This window comes from Sphingomonas folli, assembly GCF_019429525.1.
GTDB lineage: Bacteria > Pseudomonadota > Alphaproteobacteria > Sphingomonadales > Sphingomonadaceae > Sphingomonas > Sphingomonas folii.
The window spans coordinates 49,937-74,604 of the sequence record NZ_JAHXZL010000013.1 but is presented as its reverse complement, the minus strand read 5'-3'; the positions used below and the strand labels follow the sequence as shown (position 1 = coordinate 74,604).

General features: G+C 72.0%; 24 protein-coding genes. 9 read left to right on the top strand and 15 right to left on the bottom strand.

All coding sequences use genetic code 11. The features are described 5' to 3' along the window. The first annotated feature begins 11 nt into the window (after positions 1-11). On the top strand, positions 12-836 hold the full coding sequence (locus KZ813_RS17785) for a hypothetical protein (protein WP_219756332.1): 825 nt from the start codon (positions 12-14) through the stop codon (positions 834-836). Positions 837-1,445: 609 nt separating this feature from the next. Here KZ813_RS17785 and KZ813_RS17780 read toward each other — a convergent pair. From KZ813_RS17780 to KZ813_RS17765, 4 genes are all read right to left on the bottom strand, one after another. Then, positions 1,446-1,811 carry a TrbC/VirB2 family protein gene (locus tag KZ813_RS17780; RefSeq protein WP_219756331.1) on the bottom strand — a complete coding sequence of 122 codons (366 nt, stop codon included), beginning with the start codon at positions 1,809-1,811 and terminating at the stop codon, positions 1,446-1,448. Further along, positions 1,786-2,562, bottom strand: a complete 777-nt coding sequence (locus tag KZ813_RS17775; RefSeq protein ID WP_219756330.1) for a TrbG/VirB9 family P-type conjugative transfer protein — start codon at positions 2,560-2,562, stop codon at positions 1,786-1,788. Before KZ813_RS17775 ends, KZ813_RS17780 begins: the two co-directional genes overlap by 26 nt. Before the next feature lie 131 nt (positions 2,563-2,693). After that, a complete protein-coding gene (locus KZ813_RS17770; protein ID WP_219756329.1) occupies positions 2,694-3,170 on the bottom strand; it encodes a PilZ domain-containing protein in 477 nt (158 codons plus the stop codon). Between the two features lie 115 nt (positions 3,171-3,285). Further along, a complete protein-coding gene (locus KZ813_RS17765) occupies positions 3,286-3,480 on the bottom strand; it encodes a hypothetical protein (protein WP_219756328.1) in 195 nt (64 codons plus the stop codon). A 238-nt stretch (positions 3,481-3,718) separates the two neighbouring features. On the opposite strand from KZ813_RS17765, the gene pcaF reads away from it, so the two are divergent. After that, positions 3,719-4,921, top strand: a complete 1,203-nt coding sequence (pcaF, locus tag KZ813_RS17760; protein ID WP_219756327.1) for a 3-oxoadipyl-CoA thiolase — start codon at positions 3,719-3,721, stop codon at positions 4,919-4,921. An 88-nt stretch (positions 4,922-5,009) separates the two neighbouring features. On the opposite strand, the gene KZ813_RS17755 is transcribed toward pcaF, so the two are convergent. The 4 genes from KZ813_RS17755 to KZ813_RS17740 form a co-directional block, all read right to left on the bottom strand. Further along, entirely contained in the window at positions 5,010-5,291 is a 282-nt protein-coding gene (locus tag KZ813_RS17755; RefSeq protein ID WP_219756326.1) for a DUF427 domain-containing protein, read from the bottom strand. A 94-nt stretch (positions 5,292-5,385) separates the two neighbouring features. Beyond that, entirely contained in the window at positions 5,386-5,844 is a 459-nt protein-coding gene (locus KZ813_RS17750) for a globin domain-containing protein (protein ID WP_219756325.1), read from the bottom strand. Between the two features lie 268 nt (positions 5,845-6,112). Then, positions 6,113-6,682, bottom strand: coding sequence for a YkgJ family cysteine cluster protein (locus KZ813_RS17745; protein WP_219756324.1), 570 nt, complete (start codon positions 6,680-6,682; stop codon positions 6,113-6,115). Between the two features lie 60 nt (positions 6,683-6,742). Then, a complete protein-coding gene (locus KZ813_RS17740) occupies positions 6,743-7,228 on the bottom strand; it encodes a cupin domain-containing protein (protein WP_219756323.1) in 486 nt (161 codons plus the stop codon). Positions 7,229-7,370: 142 nt separating this feature from the next. On the opposite strand from KZ813_RS17740, the gene KZ813_RS17735 reads away from it, so the two are divergent. Beyond that, positions 7,371-8,603 carry an SAM-dependent methyltransferase gene (locus KZ813_RS17735; protein ID WP_219756322.1) on the top strand — a complete coding sequence of 411 codons (1,233 nt, stop codon included), beginning with the start codon at positions 7,371-7,373 and terminating at the stop codon, positions 8,601-8,603. On the opposite strand, the gene KZ813_RS17730 is transcribed toward KZ813_RS17735, so the two are convergent. The 3 genes from KZ813_RS17730 to KZ813_RS17720 form a co-directional block, all read right to left on the bottom strand. Next, positions 8,573-9,133: a hypothetical protein gene (locus tag KZ813_RS17730; protein ID WP_219756321.1), complete on the bottom strand. Its 561-nt coding sequence runs from the start codon at positions 9,131-9,133 to the stop codon at positions 8,573-8,575. The genes KZ813_RS17735 and KZ813_RS17730 overlap by 31 nt on opposite strands. 192 nt (positions 9,134-9,325) lie before the next feature. Next, on the bottom strand, positions 9,326-10,357 hold the full coding sequence (locus KZ813_RS17725) for a PEPxxWA-CTERM sorting domain-containing protein (protein WP_219756320.1): 1,032 nt from the start codon (positions 10,355-10,357) through the stop codon (positions 9,326-9,328). Positions 10,358-10,439: 82 nt separating this feature from the next. Continuing rightward, complete coding sequence (locus tag KZ813_RS17720; protein ID WP_219756319.1) at positions 10,440-12,284, bottom strand: toll/interleukin-1 receptor domain-containing protein; 1,845 nt, start codon at positions 12,282-12,284, stop codon at positions 10,440-10,442. A gap of 227 nt (positions 12,285-12,511) precedes the next feature. On the opposite strand from KZ813_RS17720, the gene KZ813_RS17715 reads away from it, so the two are divergent. Further along, complete coding sequence (locus KZ813_RS17715) at positions 12,512-14,296, top strand: DUF4231 domain-containing protein (protein WP_219756318.1); 1,785 nt, start codon at positions 12,512-12,514, stop codon at positions 14,294-14,296. Positions 14,297-14,390: 94 nt separating this feature from the next. Further along, positions 14,391-14,612: a hypothetical protein gene (locus tag KZ813_RS17710; RefSeq protein WP_219756317.1), complete on the top strand. Its 222-nt coding sequence runs from the start codon at positions 14,391-14,393 to the stop codon at positions 14,610-14,612. A gap of 148 nt (positions 14,613-14,760) precedes the next feature. On the opposite strand, the gene KZ813_RS17705 is transcribed toward KZ813_RS17710, so the two are convergent. Further along, positions 14,761-17,655 carry a TonB-dependent receptor gene (locus KZ813_RS17705; protein ID WP_219756316.1) on the bottom strand — a complete coding sequence of 965 codons (2,895 nt, stop codon included), beginning with the start codon at positions 17,653-17,655 and terminating at the stop codon, positions 14,761-14,763. A gap of 419 nt (positions 17,656-18,074) precedes the next feature. Here KZ813_RS17705 and KZ813_RS17700 point away from each other — a divergent pair, with 419 nt between their 5' ends. Next, positions 18,075-19,451, top strand: a complete 1,377-nt coding sequence (locus tag KZ813_RS17700; RefSeq protein WP_219756315.1) for a glycoside hydrolase family 27 protein — start codon at positions 18,075-18,077, stop codon at positions 19,449-19,451. Between the two features lie 14 nt (positions 19,452-19,465). Next, complete coding sequence (locus KZ813_RS17695) at positions 19,466-20,212, top strand: FadR/GntR family transcriptional regulator (RefSeq protein WP_219756314.1); 747 nt, start codon at positions 19,466-19,468, stop codon at positions 20,210-20,212. Between the two features lie 234 nt (positions 20,213-20,446). Here the strand turns inward: KZ813_RS17695 and KZ813_RS17690 are convergent, their stop codons facing one another. The 3 genes from KZ813_RS17690 to KZ813_RS17680 all read right to left on the bottom strand — a co-directional run bounded on the left by KZ813_RS17690 (position 20,447) and on the right by KZ813_RS17680 (position 21,716). Next, positions 20,447-20,881 carry a response regulator transcription factor gene (locus KZ813_RS17690; RefSeq protein WP_219756313.1) on the bottom strand — a complete coding sequence of 145 codons (435 nt, stop codon included), beginning with the start codon at positions 20,879-20,881 and terminating at the stop codon, positions 20,447-20,449. A gap of 89 nt (positions 20,882-20,970) precedes the next feature. Next, positions 20,971-21,273, bottom strand: coding sequence for a polyhydroxyalkanoic acid system family protein (locus KZ813_RS17685; RefSeq protein ID WP_219756312.1), 303 nt, complete (start codon positions 21,271-21,273; stop codon positions 20,971-20,973). Beyond that, the gene (locus KZ813_RS17680; protein WP_219756311.1) at positions 21,270-21,716 is read right to left on the bottom strand and encodes a VOC family protein; all 447 of its coding nucleotides are present in this window, start codon (positions 21,714-21,716) and stop codon (positions 21,270-21,272) included. Before KZ813_RS17680 ends, KZ813_RS17685 begins: the two co-directional genes overlap by 4 nt. 113 nt (positions 21,717-21,829) lie before the next feature. On the opposite strand from KZ813_RS17680, the gene lnt reads away from it, so the two are divergent. Next, positions 21,830-23,365: an apolipoprotein N-acyltransferase gene (gene lnt / locus KZ813_RS17675; RefSeq protein WP_219756310.1), complete on the top strand. Its 1,536-nt coding sequence runs from the start codon at positions 21,830-21,832 to the stop codon at positions 23,363-23,365. A 42-nt stretch (positions 23,366-23,407) separates the two neighbouring features. Further along, the gene (metK, locus tag KZ813_RS17670; RefSeq protein WP_219756309.1) at positions 23,408-24,607 is read left to right on the top strand and encodes a methionine adenosyltransferase; all 1,200 of its coding nucleotides are present in this window, start codon (positions 23,408-23,410) and stop codon (positions 24,605-24,607) included. The last annotated feature ends 61 nt before the right edge of the window (positions 24,608-24,668 follow it).

Here is a 24,668-nt window from a genome sequence, read left to right as displayed (position 1 = left end):
ACACCCAGCACGTGGCGGATGCAGAAAACCTAAAGCAGTCACCGGTTGACGTGGTGTCCTTCTGGGGCGTCGAACCTCGCGTGGGCGAGGATGGGTTCTCAGACATTAACTTTCGAGTGCACGATAACAGGGCGCCACTTGAGCAACGTGTTCTGAAAAACGATGTCGAACGGGTTCTAAGTGTTATTAAGAGGCTCTATCACGCTCCCGCCGACCGTTCTAAGTTCGATGAGGCTTTCTCAAAGCTGTTAGCTTTAGCTCAAGTTGGCCTTGTTGGCCGCAATGCGTCACCCGCGATAGCTGCGGATGCACTCCGATCGCTTGAGGCCGACGTTACTGCTCGGGAAGCTGGACCTGTCAAGAACCAGTATATGCGCACGCTCGGGTTGTGGGCGCTAGCATTGGCGGGTTGCGCCTGCGTTGCGCTCGGACTTGTGCAGGCTTTAGGTTGGTATTTTAAAGACTTCGCCGCCAGTGCTACCTACGTCTACAAAAATCTCTTCCTGGTGTGGGCTGGCTGCATGGCGGGCACTTGGGCATCCTTTGCGACGAGGAAGGTGACGCTTTCTTTCTCCGACCTCGTGATGTTGGAAGAGGACAAGATCGATCCTCCGCTCCGGCTCGTGTTCACTGGCGTTCTAACCGTTGTCCTTGCGCTGACCTTCAGCACCGGAATAGCCAACATCCAAGTCGGGCACTTCCAGGCTTCCGCAATCTTGAGCTCTGGGTCAGTCGCCTTCTTGGTCGGCTGCTTCGCTGGGTTGGCAGAAAAAGCACTCCCCTCCGCGATCCTTTCTCGTGCCGACTCGATCGTATCGTCAGCGGCTTCCAAGTGAATGCTTGGCTAGCTTCCCTACTCCCGCACGAGCGAAGCACGCCGCTGGCGCGGGCGGTGCACAGCAAAGCCCCTTCATGAAAAATCGAGCGACTCTTGCGGGATCGCTAGCCGGCCGCGGAGTCGCGCTGAGTGAAGCGGACTGGGCGGCGGGTCGGCGAAGCTGATGCATGGAGCTTCAACCCAGGACTTTGGACCAGCCCAAGCGGGCACCTCACGCGAGCGTAGCGGCGGTGCTTACTCGGTGATTGCTAGCAGTCCTCTGTGCCGTCATCAGCGATGTGAAACACGAGGCTTTCCGCAGCTTCAAAGCGAATTAGCCACTAAAATCTGGTATTTCAGGTACGTGCGGGGGTGAGCCGGTGCCGGGGGCAGCGCAGGACGACTTCGCCGCCGCGGCGATGGCCACCCGGCTTGATCGTGTACGGAGCGAGGGGCGACCAGCGAAGGGCTGCCCAGCATGGCCGCGGTCGCGTCGTCACCGGCCTCTCGCGGCTCTCGCGCGAGGTCCGCGGCAGTGCCGTACATCGACGTACCGCCCGAGGACGCGGGAACCGAGGTCCTGCCCGCCCGTCAGGCCGCTCCCGGTGATCTCGCCGGATGTCGCGCCTCACCGCACCGGCACCGCCGCGCCGGCATAGGGGTCATATTCCTCGGGCTGCGCGGGCGCGACGAGCCGCGCGGGCGGCGCGGAAGAGCCGTCCGCCACCGCCTCGCGCTCGGCCGCCGCGGCGGCGACGCGCAGGAGCCCCGCCCCGACCGGGCCGGCACCGAAGATCAGGCAACAGCCGAGCGCCGCGCGCGCGGCGCGGCGCAGCGGCAGCCGCCCTTGCAGCAGCAGCAGCCCGAGCGCGGCGACCGCCAGCGTCGCCGCGGCGGTGGCGACGTCGCCGGTGGCGACCGCGCCGACCCACTCGGCCGCGCGCGCCAGCGGCGCGCCCGCGGCCGGATCAGCGAGCGGCGGGGTGACGATCATCGCCGCGTCGCAGCGGGCCCGACGGGGCGGGGGCGGGGGCGGGGGCGGGGGGCAGTCGCTCCGCGTGCGCGCTCTGCCGGTCGAGCCGGAACACCAGTTCGCGTACCACCTCGTCGAGCACGAAGAACCGGCCGCGCATGTTGCCGTTGAGCAGCGTCTCGGTGCCGCGCTCGCGGCGGTAGACCGCCGGCAGCGGCCCGTCCGCCGGCCAGTCGATGAAGGTACGCGCGCCGTCGTCGCTGATCGCCGCGGGGTAGAGCGCGCGGCTGCCGCTCAGCCGATAGTCCGCGATCATCGCCCCCGCCCCCGCCGGGGAGGGGCCGGACGGCGCATCGGTGCCCGCCATCGCGGGATAGCGGAAGCGGATCGCGAAGGGCAGGTCGCCGCCCGGCTCCGCCACGCCGACCAGTTCGAACTGGTAGCGCCGCACGTCGGTCGCGACCGCCATGTCGGTCGGGGCGTTCAGCTGGAGCGGTTTCACGAACAACAGGTTGCCCGCCTTGTTCGCGGTCACCTGCCAGGCCGTGCCGTCGCCCAGCGCGACGTCGACGATCCGCTCGTCGGAGGCGAGCTCGATCGTCACCTCATAGCCCGGCGCGGCGCGGACGCGGACGACCTGATCGTCGCGATAGGGGATCGACTGGATCCGCGAGTCGCCGACCTGCGCCGTGCCCGGCGCGGCGAGCGCTGCCAGCAGGGCGCCGCAGAGCAGCGCGCCTACCCGCCCAACGATCGCCGGCCGTCGCACCATCGCTCGCCCCATCCCCGTCCGCGCCGACGCCGCACGCTCGCGCGACGGGTCCGTCGGGCCCGATGCGCGCGCCGCGTCCCTCCCTTATGGGCGCATCGCCCGTATCGCGGCGCTCGCGCCCGCCGGCCGGCTCAGATCGCGACGATGAGGGCGACCGAGGCGACGATCGCGACCCACGCCAGCGCGCAGAAGCCCATGATCAGCAGGAAGCGCGTGCGGAGCGGCAGCTTGTCGACCGCGGGCACGGCGGCGTCGGGGTCGGCGACCTGGGACGGGCGGTCGTCGGACAGCGCGACCACCGGCGTGTCCTCGCCGACGCGCGCGAGCAGACTGGGCGGGACGTGGCTGATGAAGGCGCAGCCATAGCCGGTGCGGGTGCTGCGCACCACCAGCGCCTCGACCCGACCCAGCCCGGCGATGCCGAGCGAGATCCACTCGCCCACCGCGACATCCTCCGCCGTGACGATATGGCACCCCGACGGCGAGATCTGGTCGAGCAGTACGTCGAGCGGCACCTGCGAGGCACCGCGCAAGGTCGAGCGCGCCTCGGTGTCGTACCGCTCTCCGGCGCGACGCGTGCGATAGACCCGGGCGGCGATCTCGACCATCTCTCTCCTATCCCCGATGAGATAGGGCTGAACTTCTTACCTTAAAATTCGGTGACACACACATGCTCATATCCGCGGCGGCGGCGACGCGGCGGAGGACCCCCGCCGCGCGCGCTCAGGCCGGTTTGGCGCCGGGCGTGCCGCATCTGGCGAACTGGCCCTTGGCGTTCTTGCACTTGGTCGCCTTGACGGGGGCGGTGGCGCATTTGACGAACTTGCCGGTCTTGGGATCCTTGCACGGCGCGGCGAGCGCGGGCGTCGTGCCCGCGAGCAGCACCGCGGCCGCGGCGACGATAGAGAGCGAACGCATCGGAACATCCTCCCGCCCGACCATCGGGCGGCGTCGATGCTACGCTTAGTTAACGGCTACTCAACTGAAATCATCCGGCTACGTCAGGGGCATAGCCGCAGCGTCGCGCGCTCGAACGCGATCGTGCTCCCCCGGGCGACACCGGCGCGTTGCCGATGCCCGCGTTTGGCGCCAAAGATCGCCGGGCGAGTCGACCCGCGATCCGCACGGCCTCGCCACGCCGGAACAGGACGACCCAATGCCCGACGCCTTCCTCTGCGACGCGGTGCGCACCCCGATCGGCAAGCTCAACGGCGCGCTCGCGGCGGTGCGCGCCGACGATCTCGCCGCGGTGCCGCTGCGCGCCTTGGTCGAGCGCAACCCCGCGGTCGACTGGGCGGGCGTGGACGACGTGCTGCTCGGCTGCGCCAACCAGGCCGGCGAGGACAATCGCAACGTCGCGCGCATGGCGGTGCTGCTCGCCGGGCTGCCCGAGACCGTGCCGGGAGCTACCGTCAACCGCCTGTGCGGCTCGGGGCTCAACGCGCTCGGCATGGCGGCGCAGGCGATCCGCTGCGGCGACGCCGCGCTGGCGATCGCGGGCGGGGTCGAGAGCATGACCCGCGCGCCCTACGTGATGGGCAAGGCCGCGGGCGCGTTCGACCGCGCGCAGCAGCTCGAGGACACCACGCTCGGCTGGCGCCTGATCAACCCGGCGATGCGCGCGGCCTATGGCGTCGACACGATGCCGCAGACCGCCGAGCACGTCGCCGAGCAATGGGGCGTGTCGCGCGCCGAGCAGGACGCCTTCGCGCTCGCCAGCCAGGAGAAGGCCGCGGCGGCGATCGCGAGCGGGCGGCTCGCGGCCGAGATCGTGCCCGTCACCGTGGCGCGGCGCGGCGCCGAGCCGGTCGTCGTCGCGACCGACGAGCACCCGCGCGCGACCAGCCTCGCGGCGCTGGCGCGGCTCACGCCCGTGGTCCGCGCCGACGGCACGGTGACCGCGGGCAACGCCTCGGGGCTCAACGACGGCGCCGCCGCCATGCTGGTGGCGAGCGAGGCGGCGGCGGCGCGCCACGGGCTGACGCCGCGCGCGCGCGTGCTGGGGCTGGCGCTGTCGGGCATCGCGCCGCGGATCATGGGGGCGGGGCCGATCGAGGCGGCGCGCAAGCTGTGCCGGCTCACCGGCGTGGGGCTCGACCGGCTCGACGTGATCGAGCTCAACGAGGCCTTCGCCGCGCAGGCGATCGCGACGCTGCGCGACCTGGGCGTCGCGCCCGACGACCCGCGCGTCAACCGCAACGGCGGCGCGATCGCGCTGGGGCACCCGCTCGGCATGTCGGGCGCGCGGCTGGCGCTCACCGCGACGGAGGAACTCCAACGGGTCGGCGGGCGCTACGCCATGGCCTTCATGTGCGTCGGCGTCGGCCAGGGCGTCGCGCTGATGCTCGAGCGGGTCTGACCCTCGCGCCGCGCCCGGTCCCTCCCACTCGCGCCGACGGGGGGCGGGTTCCGGCGCCGGCAGGCCCGCGACCGCCGGGGCGCGGGGATCAGCCGACCGTCACACCCTTCCAGAACGCCAGGCGCCCGCGGATCGCGGCTGCCTCGGGCTTGGGATCGGGGTAATACCAGGCGGCATCCACGTTGTCGGCGCCGTCGACGTGCAGGCTGTGATAATGCGCGGTGCCCTTCCACGGGCAGATGCTGGTCGTGGCGCTCGGCCGGAGCAGCGCCGCGTCGACCGCCTCGGCGGGGAAATAATGATTGCCCTCCACCACCACGGTGTCGTCGCTGCGCGCGATCAGCGCGCCGTTCCATCGAGCCTCGACCATCGCCGTCCTCCTGCCCGGGCGAAGGTCGGCACGCGGACGCCCCGAGTCAAGGCATCCGGCGCCGTGCGACAGAGCGCCGGCTCGCTCGCCCGCTTCAGCCTGGATGGGCCTGGGCTGGGCGCGTGTCCGTGACGCCCGTCGGCTCGAGCATCGCGTGCGTCACCCCGGCGTAGAGCGTCTCCCAGGCGGCGCGGGTGTCGGCGTCGAACCGGTCTCCCGCCATCTCGGCGAGCGTGTCGATCAGCACGCTGCCGACATAGTCGTAATGCCGCGTCAGCACGCCGTAGCCGACGTGGCGGCGACCGAGCTCCGCCAGCGCCGCGCACGACCCGCCGGGCTGGTCGAGCTGCACGATCAGCGCGTCGATGGTGAGGCGGAACACGCTGATCTGCTTCGCCATGTCGTCGGGGAAGAGCGCGCGGGTGAAGGGGTGGCGCTCCAGCAGCCGGTGATAGAAGCGCGCGGCATAATCCTCTTCCTGCCGGGCGATGGCGGCGTAGCTGGCGCGCACCAGCACCACCTGCGCGGGCGACAGCGCGACCGGCGCGCTCATCGCGCGCCGCGTCGCGGACGCAGCGGCCCGATCATGGCCTGGAGCGCGGGACGGGGCGCGGTGCGCGGGGCGCGATCGGGCAGGTCGGGTACACCATGCGGAAGGGGATACACCGGTCCGCCGACGCGATCAGTAACGTGGGTGAGGAAATAACGTGCAACTCGGCGCCACGGCCACGCCGGGCGGCCAGGGTCTGCTCCACCTCCCTTGATCCGTGCTACGGCGTCCGCAGGAGCACGCCGCTGGTTCACATCAGATGGATCGGCCTCTAGCGCGTCGCGTCCGGCGCCGCGAACGCGGCGTAGCGCGCGCGCCACGCCGCCACCTCCGCGGCGAGAGGCGCGGGCGGCGGCGTGCCCGTCAGCACGTGGCCGGCGACCTCCTCGTCGGGGTGCATCAGCATCTTGCGCGCGCCGTCGCTGAACCACACGGGGACCAGGCGATCGCACAGCGCGTCCAGCACGGCGGCGGCGGTGCCGTCCTCGATCGCGCCGCTGCCCTCGAGCCGCCGCACCGTGACGGCGACCCCCTCGAGGCAGTTGCGCGGCGCACGCTCGAAGCCGAGCGACACCAGCAACCCCGAGCGGTCGGGCCGCGCCGCCTCGGGCATCGCCGCGACGCGGCGCCAGCCGCAGAACCAGTCGCGGCAGATGCCGGGGCGCGCCGCGTGGATCGTGCAGCCCTGCGCGCCGAGATGCGCGCAGGGCGTGTCCGCCGGCTTGCTGAAGTCGGGCGCGGCGACCTTCAGCACGGTGCAGCAGACCGTGCAGTCGCCGCACGTCCGGTGCGCCACCAGCGGGCCGAGCAGCGCGGTCTCCAGGTCGGGGTCGGCGTCCATCGGCACGCCCGTGGCGCCCCGCGCGACGCGACGCAAGCGGCGGGCGACGACGCGCCCGCGCTAGCGGTCGGCCGGCAGCTTGGTGCCGAGCAGCACGAGGTGATCGCCCGTGATCCCGAACCAATGCGGCACGCCCGCGGGGATCAGCAGCACGTCGCCGCGCGCCAGCGCCCGGGTGCTGCCGCCCGCGATCCGTTCGCCCTCGACCATGCCGTCGCGGCGCGTCGCCGGGGCGACGAGCGTGCCCCCCGACACCAGCGTCCCCGCGCCCTCGAGCACGATGGCATATTCGGCCTCGGCGGGGTGGACAGCGGGACGCCCGGGCTTCTTCCACACCTCGATCGCGGCGACGCGCGCGCCGTCCCGCACCAGCGGCCGCCACAGGAACCCCTGGTCGGGGCGCATCTCGGCGAGCATCGCCGCGACCTGCGCGCGCACCGCCGCGTCGCTCACCACCGACGTGGCACCCGGCGTGCCGGGCGGGGCAGCGCCGGTGAGCAGCAGCGCCGTCGCGCCGACGACGAACCTGCGGACGATCGCTCGCATCGCTCACCTCCCCCTTGCCTGAGCCCCGGTTCTGGCACCGCCGCGCGCGCGGCGCCAGCCGTGACGCGCCGCGCCGACGATCGTGGCGTGGCGGCGGACGCGACACGTTGGCAGGGCGGCGCGGTGGGGCTAGCCTCCGGCGATGCGGCTGCTCGCCTTCCTGCTGCACCGACTGATCCGGCGCGGTGTCCTGCTCGTCGTCGACGCCGCGGGCCGGACGCACCGCTTCGGCGCGCCGGCCCCCGCCGCGGTCGACGCCACGATCCGCTTCCTCGACCACGCCACGCCGCGCCGCGCCGCGCTCGACCCGGCGCTGGCGTTCGGCGAGGCCTATGTCGACGGTCGGATGGTGATCGACGGCGACGACATCCGCGGCTTCCTCGACCTGATCGGTCGCAACACCCGATGGGACGACGACGCCGCGGCCGACCTGCGCTGGTGGCGGCCGTGGCGCCGCAGCGCGCTGCTCACCGCGGCCAACTGGCGCCGCCGGGCGCGCCGCAACGTCGCGCACCATTACGACCTCTCGACCGAGCTGTACGCGCTCTTCCTCGACCCCGAGCTGCACTACAGCTGCGCCTATTTCGACCCGCCCGACGCCACGCTGGAGCAGGCGCAGGCGGCCAAGCTGCGCCACATCGCCGACAAGCTCGCGCTGCGCCCGGGCGATCGCGTGCTCGACATCGGCTGCGGCTGGGGCGGGCTGGCGCTTCACCTGCACCGCGTCGCGGGCGTCGAGGTGCTGGGGATCACCTTGTCGGAGCAGCAGCTCGCGGTCGCGCGTCGCCGCGCGCGCGAGGCCGGGGTGGAGGAGCACGTCCGCTTCGAGCTGCTCGACTATCGCGACGTGCGCGGGCGGTTCGACCGGATCGTCTCGGTCGGCATGTTCGAGCACGTCGGGCCGCCGCACTATCGCGCCTTCTTCCGCCAGTGCCGCGCGCTGCTGGCCGAGGACGGGGTGATGCTGCTCCACACGATCGGCCGCGCCGACGGCCCCGCGGCGACCGACCGCTGGCTCGCGCGCTACATCTTCCCCGGCGGCTACGTCCCCGCGCTCAGCCAGATCACCCCGGCGGTGGAGGACGCGCGGCTATGGGTGACCGACGTCGAGACGCTGCGGCTCCACTATGCGCTGACGATCGATCACTGGCTCGCGCGCGTCGAGGCGGCGCGCGACGCGATCGTGGCGCTCTACGACGAGCGCTTCTATCGCATGTGGCGCTTCTATCTGGCGGGCGCGCTGGTCGCCTTCCGCCATGACGGGCATCTCAACTACCAGATCCAGCTCACCCGGCGGCGCGAGGCGCTGCCGATCACGCGCGACTATATGATGCCGCGCGGCGCTCAGCCCGCGATCGGCGCGTCGGGCCTGTAGCCGGCGGTGGCGATGAGGCTGCCGTCGGGGTTGCGTCCGTCGCGGTAGAAGGCGTTGACCTTCTGCCGCTCGGCCCAGGTGAGGCCGTCCCAGTCCTCGCGGTCGTTGCTGGGGTGGCGCTCGCCCGGTACGCGGCGGCGCGCCGGCTCGGCACCGCGCGTCGACCGCGCGCGCTCGGCCTGGCGCGCGCGCAGCGCGTCGTCGAGCTCGCCCGCCTCGACCGCCTGCTCGAGCCGCTCGAGGAACGCGGCGAACACGCCCTCGGGGATATGGTTGGTGGGGGCACCGCCGAGCGGCAGCACGTCGCCGCCGATCCTGACGGTGAGCGCGACCACGCCGTTCTGGACCTGCCACCAGCGGCTGCCGACGCGGGCGCCGTCAGCGGTGCGCGCGGCGAACTGCTCGCGCGCGCGGCGGATGCCGTCGAGCAGCGGGCGCCGCGCCTTGGCGGGATCCTCCGCCTTGGCGGCGAAGGTCTCGGCCAGACCGTCGTTGTCGATGAAGCCGGCGAGTGAGTCCAAGATTGCCAAGTGCGCCTCCGTGCCCCGCAGCGCCAGCTAGGCCGGAGACCTTACCGAGAGGTCAACGGATCGCGCGCCGTGCCTGCCCGTGCGACGAGGCGTTCGCACGGCCGACCACCGGCGTGGTCCCGCCCACGAACGAGCCCAGGGCCGAGCGCCATCCTCGCGGTCCCGGTGCTCCGGCTTTCGCCGGATCTCACTCTAGGCGGCAAGGGCGCGCCGGCGCCGGTCGCGCCGCAGCGCGCCGCCGACCAGCGCCATGCCGAGGATCAGCGTCATCCACGTCCCCGGCTCGGGCACCGCGCCGAGCTTGAGCGGGTCATAGGCGCCGTCGTAGGTCACTGGCCCCTGCGCCGGCGGCAGCTCGGGGAAAGGGCTGCCCGAGAGGTTGAAGGCATAGGGCACCTCCACCGCGTCATACTCGCGGTTGATCAGCGTCACCGGATCGCCGATCGCGAGGCCACGCGCGAAGCTGGAGACGCTGCCATTGTTGCGCGGATCGCCGAAGACGACCTGGAGCCCGTTGCAGCTGTTGATGTCGCTGCACTCGCCGAAGGCGGTGACAAAATAGGAGGCGTTATATTCCACCTCGGTGGTCGCGCCCGCGGCGAGCGAGCCGAGCTCGAGGTTGAGCGGGGTCGTGCTCCAGTCGAGCACGCGGCCGAAACCGTAGTCGGTGAAGGTCTGGCCGCGGAAGGGCTCGCCGTTGAAATTGCCGTCGCCGACGCTGACCTCCTCGTCGCTGACGTTGCCGAACGCCGAGTAGAGGGTGGCGTCCTGCTGCCCGGCGGTGCGCTGGGTCACGCTGAACGAGAAGCCGCCGCGCCCGGGGGCGCCGTCGACGATGGCGAGATGGCCCGGCGTGATCAGCGAGTCGAAGCGCAGGTCGACCGCGTCCGTGCCGGTGTTGGTCACGCTGAAGGTGATCACCGTGCTCGAGGCCAGGGCGCAGCCGCCGACGCAATAATCGTTGTGGAGGAAGTAGAAGCTGCCCGAGCCCGCCTCGCCGACGAGATCGACGCCGAGATCGGACTGGGTCGGCGCGCGCTGCCCGGTGAAGACCTGCTCGCGCGTCCCGCCGGGCGCGCGACTGGGAAAGGAGCCGTCGGCGCTGAACGTGTATCCCAGACCGTTGCTGACCGTCACCGTCTCGACCAGCGCCGCGCGCGCCGGTACCGCCGCCGCCATCAGCCCCGCCGCCGCGGCGACCGCGAGCGCTCTTCCCCTGTTCATCGCGACATCCCCCCGCGTGTGTTGGTTAATGCATAGCGAGACGGCGCGCCGCCAAAAGGTAAAAACTTGCCATCCCGCGCTTTTATTTGCCGGCGCCGCAACCGGCGCGCGCGGTGGCCAGCGCGGTCGCGGCGGGGTCGATGCGACGTTGCAGCGCGAGCGCGTCGTCGCAGGCCGCCGCGGCCAGAGCGGCGCGGCCGCCCGCCGCGAGCACGCGCGCGCGCAGCAGGCGGACCTCGACCTGGTCGGGGTCGGTCGCGGCATAGGCCGTGTCGTAGATCGACCGGGTCGCGGTGACGTGGCGCAGCGCGGCGTCGGTATGGCCCGCCGCCGCCTCCGCCTCGGCGGCGTAGAAATGCGCGTCGCCGACCGCCGGCGCGGCGGGGCCGTACAGGCGGCGATAGGTCGTAAGCGCGCGGTCCAGCTCCGCGATCGCGCCGTCATAGTCGCGATTGGCGGTACGAATGCGTCCCATCAGGATCCGCGCCGCGGCGACGGTCGGGTGGTCCTGTTCGAGCACGCGGTCGTAGATGCGCAGCACCTGTGCCATGCGCTGCTGCGCCAGGGCAACATGGCCACTCTCGAAGTCGGCGAAAGCGCGGTTCTGTAGCGCGCGCGCGGTGAGCACATGGTCGACCCCGAACTTCGCGGCGTAGGTCGCCACGGCGCGCGAGAACAGCGGATCGGCCTCGGCGTAGCGTCGCAGCCGCACGAGCACGATCGCCTGCTTCATCCATACGCCGCCGAGCGCCTCGCGCTGGTCGCCGTCGAGCGCCTGGCGCCGGCGCGCGGCCTCGGCGAGATCATGCACCGCGCCGGCATAGTCGCCGCCCAGCACCTTGGCCTGGCCGCGCGCCTCCGCCACCGCCGCCTCGATGGTCGGGGCGTAGCGCGCGCGTCGGTCTATCGCCGCCGCCGCGGCGTCGAGCGCGCGGCGTGCCCCGGCGGCGTCGCCGCGCTCATAGGCGACGCGGGACAGGCCCAGCTCGGCGAGCGCGCGCTGCTCGCCGCGCGCCGGCAGCCGCGCCAGCGCCGCGCGCAGGTCCCTCGTCGCCTCGCGCGCGAGGCCGAGGTTGGCGTAGATCTCGCCGGTGGCGCGCAGCAGCCGCGCGCCCACGGCGGGCTCGTCGGCCAGCTCGGCGCGCGCGCCGCGGCTGGCGCGGGTCAGCACCGTCAGCGCGGTGATCGTGCGCGGGTTCTCGGTCGCCGGGTTGGCGATGTTGAAGGTGCCGATGAGGAACTCGAGGCTGCGGTCGGCGAGCCGGCGCTGGCGCTCGGCGACGCGGCGCTGCCCCTCGGCATAGACCGCCAGCCCGACCGTGACGAGCGCCACCGCCACCGAGGCGGCGGTGACCCACATCAGCCGGCGCTGGCGCCGCGCGACGTCGCGGCGCACCAGCGAGTCGAGCCGCACGTCGGCCAGCGCGGCGATCAGCTTGAGCGCGGCGAGGCGGCGGCCGTCCTTGCCGGGGCGCAGGTCCGCCGCGATCGGCTCGGCGGGCACGTCGCCGAGCGTGCCGTCGGCGCCGATGCGCCAGCGCAGCGCCGGCGGGAAACACTCGTTGTCCGGGTCGCCGGGCTCGCCCGCGACGATCAGCGCGAGCACGCGGCCCTCGCCGTGGAGCCGCTTGAAGCTGAGCACCTCCTCGTTGACCCAGCGCGACCGCGCCGCGCGCGGGCTGCACACCACGATCAGGCAGCGCGCCGCGGCGAGCGCGGCGCGCAGCTCGCCGCCCAGGTCGCCGCTGGCGGGGAGCTCGTCGCGGTCGCGGAACACCGGCGGCAGCCGCCGCGGCACCGGGCCGAACGCCGAGTCGGTGCCGATCAGGGCGCGCGGCAGGCGGTAGGTCTCGATACGATGGTGGAGCCAGCGCACCGTCGCGGTGTCGGCGTGGCTGTAACTGATGAACGCGGCGTACTGACGCATCGGCCCCCCAGCCGCCCATCGGATGGATCGAGGGCGCGTTCGCCGGCGCGCCCGGCCGACCGGCTCCCCCCGTACCTCTCGTGCCAGAGCGCCGGAACGCTGGCAATGCGATGGTTAACAAGGATCAGCGCAAGGCGCTTGCGGCGGCGCCCCGATCGCTCGTAGCAGGGGCGCGCCACACGCGGTCGGGGGGGCCGATAGGGAATGCCGGTGAGCGAGGTTCAGTCGTGAGTCACCCGCCGCGCCCGGGCTTCGGGCTGGCGGTCGGGATCACCGGGCATCGCCCGCCGCTGCTCGACGCCGCCGCGGCCGCGCGCGCGGCGCCGCGGCTGGGCGAGGCGTTGGCGGCGCTGGCCGGCGCGGCGGGGCGGGTCCATGCCGCCGAGGCGCGCTATTTCGCGGACTCGCCGCCCGCGCTGCGTTTCGTCACCCCGCTCGCCGAGGGCGCCGACCAGCTCGCCGCCGAGCTGGCGCTCGCCGCGGGCTATCGCGTCGAGGCGGTGCTGCCGCTGCCGCGCGACGACTATCGCACCGACTTCACCGACGCCGCCAGCGACGCCGCCTTCGACTCCCTGATCGAGCGCGCCGGCTGCGCGCTCGAACTGCCCGCGCTCCCCGCGGGTCGGCCGGCGAGCTACGCGCTGGCGGGGCGCGCCGTGCTGGCGCACAGCGACGTGCTGGTGGCGCTATGGGACGGCGCGCCGGGACGCGGCATCGGTGGCACCGCCGACATCGTCGCGCGCGCGCTGCGGCAGGGCCTGCCGGTGATCCACGTGCCGCTCGGTGGCGGCGAGACGGTGATCCGCTGGGCCGGCTACGACCCGCTCGCCAACCCCGAGGCGATCGAGCAGGTGCCCGCGCGCGCCTGCGACGTCGACGCGGTGGACGCGCTGGTGGCGCAGCTGCTCGCGCCGCCCGCCGCGCCGGTCGAGCGTGCCTGTCTCGACCGCTTCCTCGGCGAGACGGAGCGGCGCGTGCGCGCGCGGGTGGAATATCCCGCGCTGCTGGCGGTGCTGGGGATCAAGCGGCTGCGTCGCGCCGCTTTCCGCAGCGCGCCTTATGACGCCGACACGCGGCGCGAGTGGGAGCGCTTCCGCACCTTCTGCCGCGACGGCGCGCACGGCGTGCGCCCTCGGCTCGACTCGATCGAGGCGGCCTATGGCTGGAGCGACCGGCTCGCGCAGCATTTCGCGCAGAGTTATCGCAGCGGGCACGTGCTCAATTTCCTGCTCGGCGCCGCGGCGGTGCTGCTGGCGCTGTCGGGACTCCTGTTCAAGGAGCTGAAATTCTGGCTGGCGCTGTGCGAGCTCGCCGCGGTGGCGGGGTTCGTGCTCAACACGCGCGTCGGGGTCGCGCGCGAGTGGCACCGGCGCTGGCTCGACTATCGCCAGCTCGCCGAGCGGCTGCGCCCGATGCGCAGCCTCAAGCTGCTCGGCGTCGGCCGCCCCGCGGTGCGCCCCGGCGCCGCGCGCGAGCCGCGCTGGCTCGACTGGTACGCCGCCGCGGTGTGGCGCGCGAGCGGCTGCGCCAGCGGCTGCCTCAGCGACCGGCGCGCGGTGGCGGACTTCATCGCCGAGGAGGAGCTGCACCCCCAGCTCGCCTATCACCGCGCCGCGGCGCACCAGCTCCACCTGCTCGACCATCGGCTGCATCGCATCGGGATGCTGCTGTTCCTCGCCTCGCTGCTGAGCTGCCTGGTCTTCCTGGTGGGCTATGTCGCGGCCCATGAGTGGGTGCGCGCCAACGCGGGGGTCTTCGTCGCGCTCTCCGCCGGGCTGCCCGCGCTAGGCGCGGCGATCTTCGGTATCCGCGTGCAGGGCGATTTCGGCGCCAGCGCGGCGCGCTCCAGCGCGACCGCGGCGGACCTCGCGCGCTACGTCGCCGCGCTCGAGAGCGACGGCGACGACCTGCCGCGCGTGGTCGACCTGGTCGAGGGCGCGGCGGCGACGATGCTGGCCGACCTGAGCGACTGGCGCCAGGCCTATGAGCGGCGCCAGCTGGAGCTGCCGTGACGAAGCCGAGGCTACCGCGACATGACCGAAGTTTAACGCAACACGGGGGCAGGCGGCGCGTAGGATAGGGCATCACTGAACGACGGAGGTTCTCATGCGGATGCTCTCTTTCCTCGCCGTCCCGCTGGTGCTCGCGACGGCTTCCCCCGCGCTCGCCAAGGGCTGCGTGCGCGGCGCCGCGGCGGGCGGCGTGGCCGGGCATCTCGTCGGCAAGGGCCACGCGGTGCTCGGCGCCGCGGCGGGCTGCGCGGCCGCGCACCATCATTATGCCAAGCAGTCGCGCGCCCAGAAGACGGTGACCAAGACGAAGGGGTGAGAAAATCCTCCCCGCACGGCGGGGAGGGGGACCGCCGGCCTCAGGCCGGTGGTGGAGGGGGCTCTCCCCACAGCGCAGCGCCTGCGGACACCCCCTTCCACCAGCCTGCGGCTGGTCCCCCTCCCCGCGAGCGGGGAGGATCGCGAGGTCAGAAGCGCGCGCGGACGCCGAACAGGTACCGCGAGCCGGTGTTCTGCAGCATCAGCAGCCGGTCCTCGAACACCGAGTAATCGTGGACATATTGGTTGGTCAGGTTGACGCCCTGCGCGTAGACCTGGAACACCGGCGTGACGTCATAGGAGACGCTGACGTCGAGCTGGCCGTAGGCGGCGCGGTTCTCCGGCCGCGAGGCGGCGCCGAAACACTGGCGCAGGAACGACGAGCGCCAGTTGTATGAGGCGCGCGCCTGGAGCCCGTATTTCTCGTAGAACAGGCTGCCGTTGGCGGAGTGCGGCGACAGGCCGTTGTAGCCGCAGTTGTTGGCGTTGGTGCCGCTGCCCTCGCCGCGCGCGACGTTGCTCGACACATAGGTGTAATTGCCCGCCACGCCGAAGCCGCCGAGCGCGCCGGGCAGCAGCCGGTCGAAGGTGTACTGGCCGCCGACCTCGACGCCCGCGATCGAGCCGCTCTGCCCGTTGCGCGTGCGCGTGTCGAGGAAGTCGAACCCCGCGATCGTCAGCGGTAGCGTCTGGCTCTCGAGGAAGTCGGTGAAGGCCTTGTAGAAGCCCGAGACGCTGACGTAGCTCACGTCGGTGATGTAATATTCGAGCGACACGTCATAGTTGGTCGACTTGAACGGGCGCAGCGCCGGGTTGCCGCCGCTCGACGTCGCGTTGGTGAGCCGGCCGCCATAGCTGTTGTCGACCCCGAGCGAGGTCAGCGTCGGCCGGGTCACCGTCTTCGACACCGCGGCGCGCGCGAGCACGCGGGGCGTGATCGCATATTTGATGTTCGCCGAGGGCAGGAAGTCGGTGTAGCTGTTCTCGACGCTGATCGCCTGCGGGTCGGTGTAGACGAAGTTCAGGTTGTCGTCGCCCGGGTTGACGAAGATGCGCACGATCTGCTGGCCGAACCCGGCCGAGCGCAGCCGCGTGCTGACGAAGCGCCCGCCGATGTTGCCGGACCAGTCGTCGCCCTTGAAATTGGCGTTGAGATAGGCCGCGACCACCTTCTCCTCGACGTCGAGCCGCGCGTTGGGACGGTCGCGCCGGCCGTAGGGGCCGCCTTCCAGCGCCTGCACGCGCGCCGCCTCGGCGGCCTGTTCCTCGGCGGTGCGCCCCTGGCGCGGGCGCACGAGGTTGGCGGGATCGGACAGGAAGGCGAAGATGTCCTCCTGGTTGAAGGTGAAGAAGTCCTTCGGCAGCGCGTCGCTGCCCGAGGCGCCGGGCAGGAAATTGTCGAGCGAATAGGCCTGGACGAGGTTGGACGGGATCGGGATGTCATAGCCGCAATAGGTGCAGACCGTGTCCGAATTGTCCTCGCGGGTGCGCACCTTGCGGCGCTGGTTGTAGGAGGCGCCGAACATCAGCGACTGGAGGATGCCGCGGTCCGCCTTCCACTCGCCGTCGAAGTGGAACTCGCTGCCCTTGTCGCTCACCCGCGTCAGGTCGTTCTGCGCGAAATGCGCGCGCAGCAGGCTGGCGTCGGTGATCGGGCCGAGGTTGGTGAGGCCGGGCAGGTCGTTCTCGGGGTTGAGATCGAACCGCACCGACGTCTGCGCCAGCGAGCCGACGACGACGAACTTGTACGGGTTGCGCTGAGTCGCCTTGGTGGTGGAGGCGTCGAACTTCAGCCGCAGCTGCTCGGACACGTCCCAGGCGAGATTGGCGCCGACCTGGTAGCTCTCGGTCTCGCGCTGGCTGGTCCAGACGATATTGTCGTTCTGCTGCCGCGTCACGCGCGAGTCGCTGCCGTCGGCGAGCGGCTCGAGCAGGCCGGGGTTGACCGCGAGGAAGTCCGAGCCCGGGCGGTTGAAGCCGATCACCGTGTTGTTGGCGTCGGTCTCCACCCCGAGGAAGCGCTCGGTGAAGAAGTCGCCGTAGCGGCGCGTATATTGCGAGACGTTGAACTGCGAGTAGATGCCGTCGACGGTCAGCAGCAGCCGGTCGGTGAGCTGGCCCTGGATCGAGCCGGCGACGTTGATCCGCTCGCGCTTGTCCTCCTCCCGGTCGAAGTTGAACTCGCGCGGCGTGTGGATGTCGCTGGGACTGTCGACCAGCGCCGCGGTGGTGAGCCCGGTCGACTGCGCGGTGCCGTCGATCAGCCCCTGCGGGCCGAGGATCCATCCGCCGATCCGCGCCGAGTCGAGCTGGCTCCGGCGGTTGGTGTACGAGCCCGAGAGCAGGGCGCCGAAGGTCTTGTCGGGGTTGGTCCAGGAGACGATCCCCGAGAAGTCCGGGCTCACCTTGTCGGCGAGCGAGTCGTAGATGCCGCCCGCCGCCAGCGTGGCGTGGAAGCCGGCGCGCCCGTCGAGCGGCCGCGCGGTGACGACGTTCACGGTGGCGCCAATGCCGCCTTCCTGCAGCTGCGGCAGCGAGGTCTTGTAGACGTCGACGCGCTGGATCAGGTTGGAGGACAACACGTCGAACGAGAACTCGCGGCCCGGGTTGTCGGTCGCCATGATGCGGCCGTTGACCAGCACGGTATTGAACTCCGGCCCGAGGCCGCGGACCGTGATGAACTGGCCCTCGCCGCCCGATCGGTCGATCGCGACGCCGGTGATGCGCTGGAGCGAGTCGGCGATATTGGTGTCGGGGAACTTGCCCGTGTCCTCGGCGGTGATCGAGTCCACGATGTTCTCGGCGTTGCGCTTGGTGGCGAGCGACGAGCGCAGGCTGCTGCGGATGCCGGTGACGACGATATCCTCGACACCGTCCTGCGGCACCGCGCCGGGCGGCGTCTCGGACGGGCCCTGCGGCTCGGCGGGGGTATCCGCCTGGGGCGTGCCGGTGGGGGCGACCGAATTGGCGTTGGACGATTGCGCCGCGACGGGCGACGCGGCGCAGGCGAACAGCGCCGCGCCCGCGAGCAGACGAGCTCTCATGATCCTCTCCCGATGTGCGGGGTCTCTTGCCCTCGCCCGATCGATCATCTTGTAGGAGTAGTCGACTGTCAAGCGATCGGGGCTACCTGCACCGGTGATCTTTTCCTTACAAGAATTCGTCCAGATCCTCCCCGGCACGGGGAGGGGAGCACCGGCCAAAGGCCGGTGGTGGAGGGGGCTCTCCACCAACGCTATGCCACTCGTGCGATCCCTCCACCCGCCTGCGGCTGTCGTGCAGGTGGAAGTGTCCCGGCCGTTCCAGCCAAGTCCCGGAGACGTGGCGGCGTGTACAACCCTTCCCGCCAGCGGGGAGGATTTCCGACGCGACGGTCTCGACAATTGTTTGAGTATTGATACCCTGATGCGATCGCGGGGCGGGAGCCGGTCACCGGCCAGCCGCCGCGCGCGGGAGGAGAGGGATGATGGACGAGGTGCGACTCAGTCGACGCGCGATGCTCGCCGCGGGGCTCGGCGGTGCCGCAGCGGCCGCGGTGCCGGGTGAGGCGGCGCAGGGCGGAGAGGGCGGTACTCGCGCCGGCGGGCCGTCGCTCGCGCCGCGGCCGCCGATGGGCTGGAATAGCTGGAACAGCTTCGCCACCACGATCACCGAGGCGCAGGCGCGCGAGACCGCGGCGATCATGCGCGAGAAGCTGCTGCCCCACGGCTACGACGTCTTCACCGTCGACATCCAATGGTACGAGCCCAACGCGACCAGCTACGAGTACAACAAGGTGGCGACGCCGACGCTCGACCCGCACGGCCGCGTCATCCCCGCGCCCAACCGCTTCCCGTCGAGCGCGGACGGCTCGGGCTTCACCCAGCTCGCCGCCGCGGTGCACGCCATGGGCATGCGCTTCGGCATCCACGTGATGCGCGGCATCCCGCGCGAGGCGGTGAAGCGCAACCTGCCCGTGCTCGGCACCAGCCTGCGCGCCGCCGACGTCGCCGACACGTCCAGCACCTGCCCGTGGAACCCCGACATGTACGGGGTCGACATGAGCAAGCCCGGCGCCCAGGCCTATTACGACAGCATCTTCGCGCTCTACGCTTCCTGGGGCGTCGACTTCGTCAAGATGGACGACATGAGCCGTCCCTATGACTCGCACGCGCCCGAGATCGAGGCGGCGCACCGCGCGATCCAGCGCTGCGGCCGGCCGATCGTGCTCAGCCTCTCGCCCGGCGAGACGCCGGTGCCGCGCGGCGCGCACGTCCGCGAATACGCGCAGATGTGGCGGATCAGCGACGATTTCTGGGACGAGTGGGCGATGCTGGAGGCGCAGTTCACCCGGCTGGAGAATTGGAACCAGTGGCGCCGCCCCGGCGCCTGGCCCGACGCCGACATGCTGCCGCTCGGCCGGCTCGCGCTGGGCAAGCGCGACACCAAGTTCACGCCCGACGAGCAGCGCACGCTGATGACCCTGTGGTCGATCGCTCGCTCGCCGCTGATCATGGGCGGCGACCTGCGCCACCTGGACGCGCCGACACTGGCATTGCTGACCAACCGCGAGGTGCTGGCGGTCAACCAGGCGAGCACCGACAACCGCCCGCATTTCATCGCCGATGGCACGCGGATCTGGTCGGCGCGGCCGGAGGGCAGCCGCGACCATTACGTCGCGCTGTTCAACACGAGCGACAAGGCCAAGGAGGTCGCGCTGCCGCTCCGCGCGCTCGACGTCACCGGCGCGGTGCGCGTGCGCGACCTGTGGGCCGGGCGCGACGACGGGACCGCGAGCGGCCGGCTGGCGCGCCCTATCGCCTCGCACGGCGCCGGGCTGTATCGCTTGTCCGCGGCGTGACCGCGAAGGAGAGGATGGTGAGCGAGTTACCCGGCCAGGAGGCCGCGCTGCAGTCGACCGGACGGCGCTGGCGCGGCGCGATCGGCAACATGCTGGGCCGCGCGATCCTGTCGGGCGAATATGCCCCGGGCGACGTGCTGCCCGGCGAGATCGTCTTCGCCGAGACCAACGGCGTCTCGCGCGGCGCCTATCGCGAGGCGGTGCAGGGGCTGATCGCCAAGGGGCTGGTGGAGAGCCGCCCCAAGACCGGCACGCGCGTGCTGCCGCGGCGGCGCTGGAACATGCTCGACCCCGACGTGCTCGGCTGGGCCTTCGCCGACAAGCCCGACATGGCGCTGCTGCGCAGCCTGTTCGAGCTGCGCTCGGTGGTGGAGCCCGCCGCGGCCGCCTTCGCCGCCGAGCGCCGCGACCGCGAGGATCTCAAGGCGCTGAAGGACGCGCTGGCGCGGATGCGGCGGCACACGCTGTCGACCGAGGCGGGGCTCGCCGCCGACCGCGACTTCCACGGCGCGATCCTCGCCGCCTCGCGCAACGACGCGCTGGTGACGCTGTCGGCGGGGATCACCGCGGCGGTGGCCTGGACGACCCAGCTGAAGCAGCGCGACCGCGCGCTGCCGCGCGACCCGATCCCGGAGCATGCCGCGGTGTACGACGCGATCGCCGACGGCGACACCGCCCAGGCCGCCGCGGCGATGCGCCGGCTGGTCGACCTGGCGCTGGCCGACACGCGCGCCGCGCTCACCGACGCGATGGAGGGCTGAGGCGCGGACGCCGGGGCGAGTCTCACTTCGGCACGATTGCGTCTGAAATGTGTCTGACTCGCCGGGGGCATGCTTCTATGATGGGGGTGTCGCCCCAACAGCGATACTGGGCCGTGCGGAACTCCCTTGGTTCACCACGACGCACGGCCCTTTACCGCCGCGTGCACGCTTCATGCTGGCGTCATCCCGGACCCTTCGCAGGATCCATCGCCGCGCGAGAACGCCGCGGTCACCTCACCGCGACGGCGCGCGGCGGCCGAAGCCGCCCGGCGCGACGCGGCGCACCGCCGTCACCGCGGGCGGGAATTTCTCCAGCAGCCGCTGCACGCGATACACCACTTCCTCGGGGTCGCACGGCTTCTTCAGATAATCGTTGCAGCCGGCGAAATAGGCGAGCTGCACGTCCTGGTCGTTGCGCCGCCCCGTCAGCATCAGCACGGGCAGGTCGAACAGCTGCGGCGACTTGCGCAGCTCTTGCAGCAGCAGCACGCCGCTCAGCTCGGGCATGCTGCAGTCGAGCACGACCAGGTCGGGCCGGCGCGCCTTGATCGCGCGCAGCGCGTCGCGGCTGTCGGTCAGCGCGCCCGCGGTATGGCCCGCCGCGCGCAGCGCGTCGCACACCAGCTCGCCCCAGATGTCGTCGTCGTCCGCGACAATGATATGCGCCATGGTCCCGTGATCCTCGCGATGCGGCGCGGAGTGCCACGAATTGGCGAACGGCCGGTTAACGATGCGGCGGGCCGCAGCGGAGGGGGCGCTCAGGAGAGCAGCTTCGGCCCGTCCTTCTGGAGCTTCTCGCGCAGCGGCTCGGCGAACATTGCGAGCAGCCCGGGCAGCTCGAACACGGCGTGGACGTTGCTGTCGGCGACGTCGAGCCGCACGCCGACCCGCTGCCCCATGCCCTCCACCGTGAAGTGGAGCGTGTCGCCGTCCCAGCGATGCTCGGTGACGTGGCCGCCGGGGACATAGCCGGCGAGCTTGCCGAAGCCGCCCTCGATCCGCTGCCGCGCCCCCGCGCGGCCGAGCTGGTGGGGCAGGTCGACCTCGACCGGGCGGCTCACGCCACCGCCTCCGGCACCCGCGGGGTCGTGGCGAAGAGCTGCGAATCGTCGGCGAAGGCCTTGAACTCGAGCGCGTTGCCGCTGGGATCGCGGAAGAACATCGTGGCCTGCTCGCCCGGCTGGCCTTTGAAGCGGACGTGCGGCGCGATGCCGAAGCGGATCCCCGCCGCCTCGACGCGCGCGGCGAGCGCCTGCCACTCCGTCATGGTCAGCACGATGCCGAAATGCGGCACGGGCACGTCGTGGCCGTCCACCGGGTTGGTCACCGCCACCGGCTCTGCCGCGGGGTCGAGATGCGCGACGATCTGATGGCCGCCGAAGTCGAAGTCGATCCAGGACTCGCTCGACCGGCCCTCGGCGCAGCCGAGCACGCCGCCGTAGAAGGCGCGCGCCGCGGCGAGGTCGTGGACCGGGAAGGCGAGGTGGAAGGGGCGTAGCGTCATGCGGTCGATGTAGCTCATCGGGGGCGGCGTGGGGAGGGGGCGCGCGCGGTGCCGAGCTACGGCGAGGACGCGGCCCCTCCCGCGCGACCCGCGGAGGTGCTAGCGGCGCGCGCATGACTCGCCGCCCCGCCCCCGTCGCGCTGCTGCTCGGCGTCGCCGCCGCCTGCGGCTTCGCCCCGCTCGAGCTATGGTGGCTCGCGCTCGCGGCCTTCGCGGCGTGGATCGCGCTGGTGCACGCCGCGCCGACGCTGCGCCAGGCGCTGTGGCGCGGCTATGCCTTCGGCGTCGGGCATTTCACGATCAACGACAATTGGTTCCAGCACGCCTTCACGTTCCAGGACAAGATGCCGCACGCGCTCGGCTATCTCGCCCCGTTCGCGCTCGCGCTCTACCTCGCGCTGTTCCCCGCCGCCGCGGCGGGGCTGGCGTGGCGGATGCGGCGCGGCGGCGCGCCCGACGCGGCATGGGCGCTGCTGTTCGGCGTCGCCTGGCTGGTGACCGAATGGGTGCGCTCCTGGCTGTTCACCGGCTACGCCTGGGACCCGCTGGCGGTGATGTGGGTGCCGGTCCAGCCGGTGGCGGGACTGGCGACGCTGGTGGGGACCTACGCGCTCTCCGGGCTGACGGTCGCGCTCGCCGGGCTGCTGCTGCTGGTGCCGCGCCGCGCGCTGCCGCTGGGCGGCGTCGCGCTCGCCGCCGCCGCGCTGCTGGGCGCGCAGGCGTTGAGCTACCGTGCGCCGCCGGCCGCCGCCGCGCCCGACGCGCCGCGGGTCGTGGTGGTGCAGCCCAACGTGCCGCAGGATCAGCGCGGCGAGAGCGACCAGGCGATGATGCTGGCGCGGCTCACCCGCCTCTCCGGCCGCCCCGGCGCGGCGCCGCGGCTGGTGCTGTGGCCCGAGGGCGTGATCCGCGACTTCATCGAGGACGATTACCCGCTCTGGGTCTACGGCGACACCAGCCCCTACGTCACCCGCGCCAGGATGACGTCGGTGCTCGGCGCGCGCGACATGCTGATGACGGGCGGCACCGCGCTCCAGTTCGACCCGCGCGGCGACGTCACCGGCGCGACCAACTCGGTGTTCGTGCTCGACCCGGCGCAGCGCATCCGCGCGCGCTATGACAAGGCGCATCTGGTGCCCTACGGCGAGTATCTGCCGATGCCCTGGCTGCTGAAGCCGCTCGGGCTGGCGCGGCTGGTGCCGGGCGACCTCGACTTCGCGCCCGGGCCGGGGCCGCGCACGCTGGCGGTGCCGGGCTTCGGCGCGATCGGGGTGCAGCTCTGCTACGAGATCATCTTCTCGGGCGAGGTGGTCGATCGCGCGCACCGGCCGCGGCTGCTGTTCAATCCCTCGAACGACGCCTGGTTCGGCAGCTGGGGCCCGCCGCAGCACCTCGCCCAGGCGCGGCTGCGCGCGATCGAGGAGGGGCTCCCCGTGGTCCGCGCGACTCCGAACGGCATCTCCGCGGTGATCGCCGCCGACGGCACCCTGCTCGGCACGGTGGCGCACCACGTCGGCGGCGAGGTGGACGTGCCGCTGCCGCCGGCGCGCGCGGCCACCTTGTTCGCGCGGCTGGGGAACTGGGCGGCGCTGCTGGTCGGGCTCGCGTTGGTGGCGGGCGCGGTTGCGTTGCGCGCGCGCCGGCGGTAAGCATATAAAGCTATCTTTATATCGTTATCTGCCGGAGCCTCCATGCGTCAGTCGTTCATCTTCACGTCGGAGTCGGTGTCTGAGGGGCACCCCGACAAGGTCGCGGACCAGATCTCCGACGCGATCGTCGACCTCTTCCTCGCCAAGGACCCCGAGGCGCGCGTCGCCTGCGAGACGATGACCACCACCAACAAGGTGGTGCTCGCGGGCGAGATCCGCGGCCGCGGCATCTATGAGAACGACCAGTGGGCGCCGGGCGTGCTCGACGAGATCGAGGCCGCGGTGCGCGCCACGGTGAAGCGGATCGGCTATGAGCAGTCGGGCTTCCACTGGCAGACGTTCGACTTCTCGAACAACCTGCACGGCCAGTCGGCGCACATCGCGATGGGCGTCGACGAGAGCGGCAACAAGGACGAGGGCGCCGGCGACCAGGGCATCATGTTCGGCTACGCCACCGACGAGACCCCCGGCCTGATGCCCGCGACGCTGTATTACAGCCACAAGATCCTCGAGAAGATGGCGGCGGACCGCCACGCCGGCACCGCGCCGTTCCTCGAGCCCGACGCCAAGAGCCAGGTGACGCTGCAATATGAGAATGGCGTGCCGGTGCGCGCCACCGCGCTGGTGGTGTCGACCCAGCACTCGGCCGAGCTGTCGAACGAGGCCGGCCAGGCCAAGCTGCGCGACTACGTCAAGGGCGTGTTCGCCGAGGTGCTGCCCGAGGGCTGGCTGCCCGAGGAGAAGGCGATCTACGTCAACCCGACCGGGCTGTTCGAGATCGGCGGCCCCGACGGCGACGCCGGGCTGACCGGGCGCAAGATCATCGTCGACACCTATGGCGGCGCCGCGCCGCACGGCGGCGGCGCGTTCAGCGGCAAGGACCCCACCAAGGTCGACCGCTCGGCGGCCTATGTCGCGCGCTATCTCGCCAAGAACGTCGTCGCGGCTGGCCTGGCGAAGCGCTGCACGATCCAGCTGAGCTACGCCATCGGCGTCGCCGAGCCGCTCAGCGTCTACGTCGACCTGCACGGCACCGGCACGGTCGAGGAGAGCAAGCTCGAGGCGGCGCTGCCCAAGCTGGTGCGGCTGACCCCCAAGGGAATCCGCGAGCACCTCAGGCTCAACGCGCCGATCTACAGCCGGACCGCGGCCTACGGCCACTTCGGCCGCGACCCCGAGGGTGACCTGTTCACCTGGGAGAAGACCGACCTGGTCGAGCAGCTCAAGCAGGCGGTGGCTTGAGCGCGACGCCGTCATCCTCCCCTCGGGCGGGGAGGATGACGGGCCGGGCGACGGTCGCCCG

Bases quoted from the DNA above. Each gene is read 5' to 3' on its own strand.
- KZ813_RS17780 (WP_219756331.1), bottom strand. From the start codon at position 1,811: ATGATCGTCACCCCGCCGCTCGCTGATCCGGCCGCGGGCGCGCCGCTG.
- KZ813_RS17775 (WP_219756330.1), bottom strand. From the start codon at position 2,562: ATGGTGCGACGGCCGGCGATCGTTGGGCGGGTAGGCGCGCTGCTCTGC.
- KZ813_RS17770 (WP_219756329.1), bottom strand. From the start codon at position 3,170: ATGGTCGAGATCGCCGCCCGGGTCTATCGCACGCGTCGCGCCGGAGAG.
- KZ813_RS17765 (WP_219756328.1), bottom strand. From the start codon at position 3,480: ATGCGTTCGCTCTCTATCGTCGCCGCGGCCGCGGTGCTGCTCGCGGGC.
- pcaF (WP_219756327.1), top strand. From the start codon at position 3,719: ATGCCCGACGCCTTCCTCTGCGACGCGGTGCGCACCCCGATCGGCAAG.
- KZ813_RS17755 (WP_219756326.1), bottom strand. From the start codon at position 5,291: ATGGTCGAGGCTCGATGGAACGGCGCGCTGATCGCGCGCAGCGACGAC.
- KZ813_RS17750 (WP_219756325.1), bottom strand. From the start codon at position 5,844: ATGAGCGCGCCGGTCGCGCTGTCGCCCGCGCAGGTGGTGCTGGTGCGC.
- KZ813_RS17745 (WP_219756324.1), bottom strand. From the start codon at position 6,682: ATGGACGCCGACCCCGACCTGGAGACCGCGCTGCTCGGCCCGCTGGTG.
- KZ813_RS17740 (WP_219756323.1), bottom strand. From the start codon at position 7,228: ATGCGAGCGATCGTCCGCAGGTTCGTCGTCGGCGCGACGGCGCTGCTG.
- KZ813_RS17735 (WP_219756322.1), top strand. From the start codon at position 7,371: ATGCGGCTGCTCGCCTTCCTGCTGCACCGACTGATCCGGCGCGGTGTC.
- KZ813_RS17725 (WP_219756320.1), bottom strand. From the start codon at position 10,357: ATGAACAGGGGAAGAGCGCTCGCGGTCGCCGCGGCGGCGGGGCTGATG.
- KZ813_RS17720 (WP_219756319.1), bottom strand. From the start codon at position 12,284: ATGCGTCAGTACGCCGCGTTCATCAGTTACAGCCACGCCGACACCGCG.
- KZ813_RS17710 (WP_219756317.1), top strand. From the start codon at position 14,391: ATGCGGATGCTCTCTTTCCTCGCCGTCCCGCTGGTGCTCGCGACGGCT.
- KZ813_RS17705 (WP_219756316.1), bottom strand. From the start codon at position 17,655: ATGAGAGCTCGTCTGCTCGCGGGCGCGGCGCTGTTCGCCTGCGCCGCG.
- KZ813_RS17700 (WP_219756315.1), top strand. From the start codon at position 18,075: ATGATGGACGAGGTGCGACTCAGTCGACGCGCGATGCTCGCCGCGGGG.
- KZ813_RS17695 (WP_219756314.1), top strand. From the start codon at position 19,466: ATGGTGAGCGAGTTACCCGGCCAGGAGGCCGCGCTGCAGTCGACCGGA.
- KZ813_RS17690 (WP_219756313.1), bottom strand. From the start codon at position 20,881: ATGGCGCATATCATTGTCGCGGACGACGACGACATCTGGGGCGAGCTG.
- KZ813_RS17680 (WP_219756311.1), bottom strand. From the start codon at position 21,716: ATGACGCTACGCCCCTTCCACCTCGCCTTCCCGGTCCACGACCTCGCC.
- lnt (WP_219756310.1), top strand. From the start codon at position 21,830: ATGACTCGCCGCCCCGCCCCCGTCGCGCTGCTGCTCGGCGTCGCCGCC.
- metK (WP_219756309.1), top strand. From the start codon at position 23,408: ATGCGTCAGTCGTTCATCTTCACGTCGGAGTCGGTGTCTGAGGGGCAC.